The 7,131-nt window shown below is 57.0% G+C and carries 8 protein-coding genes and 1 pseudogene; 2 read left to right on the forward strand and 7 right to left on the reverse strand.

Annotated features, from left to right (window positions below; all coding sequences use genetic code 11):
- A pseudogene (locus tag AC1DRJ_RS16115) lies at positions 1-495 on the reverse strand (mechanosensitive ion channel family protein); the annotation flags it as partial.
- A gap of 192 nt (positions 496-687) precedes the next feature.
- On the opposite strand from AC1DRJ_RS16115, the gene AC1DRJ_RS16120 reads away from it, so the two are divergent.
- On the forward strand, positions 688-2,034 hold the full coding sequence (locus AC1DRJ_RS16120; RefSeq protein ID WP_477803037.1) for a DEAD/DEAH box helicase: 1,347 nt from the start codon (positions 688-690) through the stop codon (positions 2,032-2,034).
- 67 nt (positions 2,035-2,101) lie between these two features.
- Here AC1DRJ_RS16120 and AC1DRJ_RS16125 read toward each other — a convergent pair whose 3' ends face one another.
- The 3 genes from AC1DRJ_RS16125 to AC1DRJ_RS16135 form a co-directional block, all read right to left on the reverse strand.
- Positions 2,102-2,377 carry a hypothetical protein gene (locus tag AC1DRJ_RS16125; RefSeq protein ID WP_477803038.1) on the reverse strand — a complete coding sequence of 92 codons (276 nt, stop codon included), beginning with the start codon at positions 2,375-2,377 and terminating at the stop codon, positions 2,102-2,104.
- 268 nt (positions 2,378-2,645) lie between these two features.
- Positions 2,646-3,140 carry an AraC family transcriptional regulator gene (locus AC1DRJ_RS16130; protein ID WP_477803039.1) on the reverse strand — a complete coding sequence of 165 codons (495 nt, stop codon included), beginning with the start codon at positions 3,138-3,140 and terminating at the stop codon, positions 2,646-2,648.
- 167 nt (positions 3,141-3,307) lie between these two features.
- Positions 3,308-4,042 carry a DUF899 domain-containing protein gene (locus AC1DRJ_RS16135; protein WP_477803040.1) on the reverse strand — a complete coding sequence of 245 codons (735 nt, stop codon included), beginning with the start codon at positions 4,040-4,042 and terminating at the stop codon, positions 3,308-3,310.
- 178 nt (positions 4,043-4,220) lie between these two features.
- Here AC1DRJ_RS16135 and AC1DRJ_RS16140 point away from each other — a divergent pair, with 178 nt between their 5' ends.
- Positions 4,221-4,610 carry a hypothetical protein gene (locus AC1DRJ_RS16140; RefSeq protein WP_007946010.1) on the forward strand — a complete coding sequence of 130 codons (390 nt, stop codon included), beginning with the start codon at positions 4,221-4,223 and terminating at the stop codon, positions 4,608-4,610.
- 133 nt (positions 4,611-4,743) lie between these two features.
- Here AC1DRJ_RS16140 and AC1DRJ_RS16145 read toward each other — a convergent pair whose 3' ends face one another.
- The 3 genes from AC1DRJ_RS16145 to AC1DRJ_RS16155 form a co-directional block, all read right to left on the reverse strand.
- The gene (locus AC1DRJ_RS16145) at positions 4,744-5,607 is read right to left on the reverse strand and encodes a DUF6279 family lipoprotein (RefSeq protein WP_477803041.1); all 864 of its coding nucleotides are present in this window, start codon (positions 5,605-5,607) and stop codon (positions 4,744-4,746) included.
- A 64-nt stretch (positions 5,608-5,671) separates the two neighbouring features.
- A complete protein-coding gene (locus AC1DRJ_RS16150) occupies positions 5,672-6,388 on the reverse strand; it encodes a TorF family putative porin (RefSeq protein WP_477803042.1) in 717 nt (238 codons plus the stop codon).
- A gap of 220 nt (positions 6,389-6,608) precedes the next feature.
- The gene (locus tag AC1DRJ_RS16155; RefSeq protein ID WP_017337097.1) at positions 6,609-6,797 is read right to left on the reverse strand and encodes a hypothetical protein; all 189 of its coding nucleotides are present in this window, start codon (positions 6,795-6,797) and stop codon (positions 6,609-6,611) included.
- Positions 6,798-7,131 lie beyond the last annotated feature (334 nt).

A 7,131-nucleotide genomic window follows, 5' to 3' on the forward strand; every position in this document is an offset into this window, starting at 1 on the left:
GTCGATCAGGGTGGCGACGATGATGATCGCACCCAGCACGTACAAGACCATTTTCGTTAGTTGCACGTAGCCTTTGATCGAGCGGGTGCGGGCGTGTTCGGTGCGTGCGTAGATGTCCAGCAAGGCGCTGAGCAAGGCGCTGATCGCCAGCAGCAGGAACAGAATGGTGAATGCCAGCGCCACGTTTCCGAGAAAGTTCAGACTGGTCTTGCTCAGCTCCGGCACCATATGCAGGCCGAACTGGATCACCAGTGACGGCGTCATCTGCGCCAGGCGATGAAAGACCTTGTTATGGCGAAAGTCGTTGATCCAGTGCAGGGCTGGTTGGCGGCCGAGCATTTTGGTGGCGTGAAGAATGAGGTAACGCGCCACTCGTCCGAGGACCAGCGCAATCACCAGCAACAGCATCAGCGCCAGGCTTGAATGCACGAGCGGGTGCTGATCGAGGGTGCCCCAAAGGTCTTGGACGTTGAGCCAGAGCTGTTTGATATCCATGGGCTAAAACGATTCTCCTGTAGGACGCGATCGGTCGATTAGAGCATTTAAGTCGGTTTGGATGACGTTTGAAGACAAATCAGGCAACAAAAAGCCACTGTTTATCGTCGTTTTCGTAAAGAAACTCGGCCTGAGCGCTCGAAACCGTTACCCTATGCAGCTGTTTTTTTGTATTTCTTCGAGGTAGCACCCGTGTTTTCCCAATTCGCCCTGCACGAACGCCTGCTCAAAGCCGTKGCCGAGCTTAAATTTGTCGAGCCAACGCCAGTGCAAGCAGCGGCTATTCCGCTGGCGCTCCAAGGGCGTGACCTGCGGGTGACAGCGCAAACCGGTAGCGGCAAAACCGCTGCTTTCGTTTTGCCGATCCTTCACCGTCTGATCGGCCCGGCGAAAGTCCGCGTCAGCATCAAGACCCTGATCCTGCTGCCAACCCGCGAGCTGGCTCAGCAGACCATCAAGGAAGTCGAGCGCTTTGCGCAGTTCACTTTCATCAAATCCGGCCTGATCACCGGCGGTGAAGACTTCAAGGTCCAGGCCGCCATGCTGCGCAAGGTGCCGGACATCCTGATCGGTACGCCGGGCCGGATGATCGAGCAACTGAACGCCGGCAACCTCGACTTGAAAGAAGTTGAAGTTTTGGTGCTCGACGAAGCCGACCGCATGCTCGACATGGGCTTTGCCGATGACGTGCAGCGTCTTGTGGCCGAGTGCACCAATCGCCAGCAGACCATGCTGTTCTCCGCCACCACCGGTGGTTCGGGTCTGCGCGACATGGTGGCCAAGGTGTTGAACAACCCTGAGCACCTGCAGGTCAACAACGTCAGCGACCTGAACGCGACCACCCGTCAGCAGATCATCACCGCTGACCACAACGTGCATAAAGAGCAGGTCCTCAACTGGTTGCTGGCCAACGAGACCTATCAGAAGGCCATCGTGTTCACCAACACCCGGGCCATGGCCGACCGCATCTACGGTCGTCTGGTGGCGCAGGAATACAAAGCGTTCGTGCTGCACGGCGACAAAGACCAGAAAGACCGCAAGCTGGCCATCGACCGCCTGAAGCAGGGCGGCGTCAAAATCCTCGTCGCCACCGACGTTGCCGCGCGCGGCCTGGACGTGGATGGCCTGGACCTGGTGATCAACTTCGACATGCCGCGCAGCGGCGACGAATACGTTCACCGTATCGGTCGCACCGGCCGTGCCGGCAACGAAGGCCTGGCCATCTCGCTGATCTGTCACGGCGACTGGAACCTGATGTCGAGCATCGAGCGCTACCTCAAGCAGAGCTTCGAGCGCCGTACCATCAAGGAAGTCAAAGGCACCTACGGCGGACCGAAAAAGGTCAAGGCCTCGGGTAAAGCTGTCGGCGTGAAGAAGAAAAAGGTCGACGCCAAAGGCGACAAGAAGAAAACCGGCGCCAAGGCACCGACCAAACGCAAAATCGCTAACCGCCCGAAGACCGACGCTCTGTCGCTGGTCAGCAAAGACGGCATGGCGCCGCTCAAGCGCCGCAAGCCGGAAGCGCCGGCTGCTGAATAAGCCGTTGTCGTGACCCAAAAAACCGGACTGATGTCCGGTTTTTTTATGCGCGGGATTTCTGAGTCGATCAGCTCTCGGTTTTCTTATCCGCCGTCTGCAACTCTTTCAATCGCTGATCGATCAGCTGGCACTTGTCCGGCAAGTCCTTGCTGGCCGTGCCCAGATCCATCTTCTGCAACTCAGCGTTGATCTCTTTGGCTTTGGCCGGATTCTGCTCAGTGAGCTTGGCCACTTCCTGAGCCAGTTGCTCACGCCTGGCGGTGGCTTCCTCGGGGGTGCAGGCCCACACGGGGAGGGCGCAGGCGAGGGTGGCGGCGAGGGTGATTTTCAGCAGGGTTTTCATGGGAGGCCTCGGATTCCATGTTCGCGGTTAAACGGTTGAGGCTTCGAGATTCGGAAAGTTCATACGGCTGCATTTGTTGGGGAAATACGTTTTCGGAAATCCCCTGCGCCCGGACAACCGATTTTCGATTGCTTTAGGAAATTTCCGGTACTCCAGTCGGAAGCGTCTGATTCCATCGCTACCGTTCGTCGCGTACCCATTGGAGTGGATCCAATATTTGGCGCCAAGAAGATGGATCTTTATATCGCCATCACTATTTTGCCGTCGACTACCGTTTCGAGGGATCGAACATGTACTGGTCTTTCACCGCGATGCACATGTCCATTTCCATCACGCCGGTGTTCTCATCGTAGAAAGCGTCCAGCGGATACCGTTCGAACCCCGGACGCTGATCGTAGGCCAATCCACTTTCCGGCATCCACTGTCCGCACAACTCACCCCATGCCGCCGGGATTTCACTGGCCGGGCCTTTGAAGTGGGCGACGGCGTAGCGGCCGCCTGGCAGATTGGTGACGGCGAATGGGTATTTCGGTTCGAAGTCGGTGGGCACTTCTACGCAGGCGTCGTAGCGGCAGTATTGCGGTGGTGTGGTGCTCGGGTCGTCGTGGCCGATGCCGTAGCGCACGCGGTTGAGCAGGTTGTTTTCGATCATCCATGGGGCGACGGTTTCACGCCAGAAGGTGCCAATTTCCGGGCCGTAGGGGCCGGTGTAGCGCAGGTAGGCGACTCGGGCTGGGGGAAGGGTTTTCAGGGTGACGTTCATTGTCTGGGGCCTTGTGGTCTGGTTCGCTGGGGTTGCTGAGTGGCTGGACTGGCCTCATCGTCGGAACGCCGCCCTGAGCCGGCTCGCTCCCACATGGGATTGGTGGAGTACGCCAATCCAATGTGGGAGTGAGCCTGCTCGCGATAGCCACGACTCGGTGTTGTGTTCTAGCCCCCATGGCAGCAACTGGCCGCAGCTTTCTCTTCATAACGATCGTGATGCCTTACCCATTCCATGATTTCCTCTTCATTGCGGCCCTTGGGCGTGAGGTCGAGGTAGTTGTAGGCGCCGACCAGCATGTCCAGGCCTCGTGCATAGGTGGAATAGGTGTGGAAGATGTCGCCAGCTTCGTTGCGATAAAACACGCTGAGGCCGGGGAGTTCTTCTTCGGCGCCGTCGGTTTTTTCGTAGTTGTAAGTGGCTTTTCCCGCGGCGATGTCTTCGGCTCGGRCAGTGACGCCAAAGTCGTAGTTGAAGTCGCAGCCTTCTGACGAAAACCAGTCGAACTTCCAGCCCATGCGCCGCTTGAAGTCCTGGAATTCGGCGAACGGTGCGTGGGAAACCGCCACGACGGCGATGTCATGGTTCGCCAAGTGTTGGTTGGCGCCGTCGATGTGGTCAGAGAGGAACGAGCAGCCGGGGCAGCCTTCGTTCCATCCGGCGGCAAACATGAAGTGGTAGAGGACCAATTGACTGCGGCCACCAAACAGGTCGGCGAGTTTCAGTTCGCCGTGGGGGCCTTGAAAGTGGTAGTCCTTGTCGATTTTCACCCAAGGCAGGGCGCGGCGTTCGGCGCTGAGGTTGTCTCGCTCCTTGGTGAAGGCTTTTTCGTGGGCTAGATGTTGTTTGCGAGCGGCGAGCCATTCTTCGCGGGACACCACGGGATGATTCTGAATGTTCATTGGCATTGCTCCTGCGGGAAGCTGGGAGGTGTCTTACACAGCCTAGTCGTTTGGCCTGCGCCGGATTCGACATACCGCCGGTCGGTGCTGTCCAAAACCACGGCTGAACGGCTGCGCCCGGTTTCGGTCACAACCTGAGAGGGCCCTCTCAATCACGTGGTCTGGAGGTTGAATCAGGATGACGACTTATAACTGGGATTTGATTGAACGCTTGCTGCACGAGGTGCAAAACGGTGCCAGCAGCTTCACGCCAAGGCCTTATGCCGAGCAGTACGTGGCGGAAAAAACAGCGGAAGGTGAGCAGACGGAAAACCTGGATCATTTGAAAGCAGTGGCCGGTGAGTACGAAAAGTTACTGCTGCAGCGTGGCTACATTGAGCCTCGGCCAGAGGAGCAGGGTGGAACTGGCTCGAATTACATTTTGACGTTGCGCGGCTCCAGTTTATTGAGCCTGATCGACAGCAGCATTCCTGGCAACGACCATCCGCGGCAGGTGTTGGATGAGCAGGAGGATGCACTGGATGAAGTGACGTTCGATGAAGTTGCGTCGAGAGCGCAGATTGCCTGAGCATCGCGCATAACATTGTGGGAGTGAGACTGGCTTGCCGGCGATTGCGGTGTATCAGTTAACTATGATGTAACTGGTGTACCGCAATCGCGAGCAGGCTCGCTCCCACAGGGGAGATGAGTGTGGCTTGGTTTTATTTGGCTGCCTTCCGGCACTTCAGATCGTTGAAGTCTTTACGTACCCCTTCGATTTTCTTTAACAACTGCTGACGCTGTGCGGGCGTACTCTCGGCCATCAAATCCACGATCAACCCGCGAGCCTGGGCTTCGGTGTTGGCGTAGGCCTGGCGATAGGCCGGTGTCCACAAACTCTCGCGATTGACCAGAAGTGTCTCGATTCGCTTTGGGAAATCCTGACTATGGCGCTGGGCGACGGCCGCACTGAATTGCGTCTGCCAGTGCGCGCGGTTTGCGATCCATTGCGTGTTCTGATCACCCAAGGCTTTTGACCAGGTGATCACCCGTTGTTGCTGGGTGGGGCTCAGCGGGCCCATCCAGTCAACCAGACGTTTATCCATGCGTTCGGCACGCTGTTTGATCTGCTGATCGAGGGACGGTTTCAGGTATTCATCCTGCCGTTTGCGCAGGTCCTTGGCGAAGGCGTCATTCATTTCCGCGACTTGCTTGTCATCCAGCCCCTGTAACAACTCGACGGCCGACGGGGTGATTTCCCGTGCGGTCTGGGCGATGGCGGCTTTGGCTTCCTTCGTCCGGGCTTGCAACTCGGCGTCGGTCACCTGGTTGGTTTCGACCATGGTTTGCAAGCGGTTGAGCCAATCCAGATAGACCGGCAATTGCGTGGTGCAATGCCAGTCCAGGTGTTCCTTGAGACGTTCGTTGAACCAGCCTTTTTGTTCGCCGCTCATGTCCAGATAGTCGTTGAGCGTCCATGGAATGATCACGTCGAGGTTGCGGTAGGCCAGGCCCACTCGGCTGCACGCGCCGATGGCGAGGCTCAGGATGAGCAGAGCTGCGAAACGAATTAGCCAGCGCGACATGGGCAGATCCTTGCTTAGCGTAGGTTCTCATGTGAACGCAGGATGAACCTGGCAGTTCAGCTGTTCAATAAAACGTGTGTTCAGCCTTGAGGGTGACCAGCCCGTCGCATTGGCTGTTGTGCCCGGAATAGGCCGAGCAGTTGTTGCCACTGAGACTTGAATCACTGTAGATCAGGTCCAGATCGATGCCCATGAACGGCCGGGAAAGTTGCACCGACCAATCAGTAAAACTGCCGATATACCCATCCTCTACCGATACCGGAGTATAGAGTTGATGGGTGGTGTACTTCATGCTGATCCCGATGCCGAACGGTTGATTGCCACCGAGATCGGCAAAGAGTGTCCGGTTGAGTTTGTCCGGGTCGTTGCTGAAGGCGGCGCCAAAGCGGCTGCCGAGCAAGGTCAGGCCGCCGAAGAGTTCCTGGCTGTTGAGGGTGTCCACTTTTGGATAGCTGTAGTGGATCATGCCTACTTCGTACCCGAGGGTTTGATCGAAGGGCTGTTTAAACCCCACGTAGGAATCCACTTCAAGGTTCCTGCCCGGACTCAATCCCATGCTCGGAGCCCATTGGCCCACGTAGAAGCCGCTGTCGTGGGTCAAGTCGAGGCCGCCATGGAATGAACCGGTACTGGAAGGCTTGACCAGCCCTTGGGCCATGCTGCGACTGGGAGTAGTGCCGAGCTTGAGGTCGAAGTCGCCCAGTTCACGCTGGAAGATTTGCGCGTTGGCCAGCGGAGATGCCAGCAACGTACAGAGCACTATGAGAAAGGGTTTGAGCATGCGTCACTCCATTGACAGCGAGGAGCAGGAACTGAAAACCTGCGGAAACGCTTGTTCTAGACGTGTGCAAGCATACCGGCGAATGCTCGGCATCGAGGGCCGTTCGTCGATTTTTGAATTATTGATATTTTTTCGGGGTGTTGCAGAAGGGTTCCAGTCCAAGCGCTTCGAAGCTCAAAGCGCTTAGGGACCAGTTGACGCGGCGGATCTTTGGGGGATGTTACTTCTTGCCCAAGGTGATCTGCTTGGACGGGCCGAACGTCTGGCCGCTGACGCCTTTGGCAATTTGCTGGATTTCACCACCGGACTTGAGGAACGCAGCGATCTGGTTGTTGATCGATTCGCTGGTTTCAACGGCTGGAGCTGGCTTTGCTTTGCTGTTGGATGCTTTTACACGCATGGCGGCCATTAACCTGTAGAAAATTAACTTGGCCAGGCATCGTACAGGAAATACTTGACAATTGCTTGGCTAATATCCCCTCAAAATAACCAGCGCAGGGCTGGTATTTATCTCGGATGATTATCTGAAATAGGTCTCTAACCCGCTGTTTTAAATAAGAACGCGGGTAAATATAACCCGCGCCTGAATGGGCTGGCACGTGACAAATCCCCCTTGTCGGGCTGACGAGTGGCGGGATCCGCGGGGCCGCCCCCCAGGAGAATCAAGCTTCCAGCGTATTTTCTTCCACCATCGGGCCGGCCAGCGAACGTCGGCCGCAAAACCGGGTAGAATGCCGCCCACG

It is taken from the genome of Pseudomonas sp. P5_B2, from assembly GCF_056400445.1.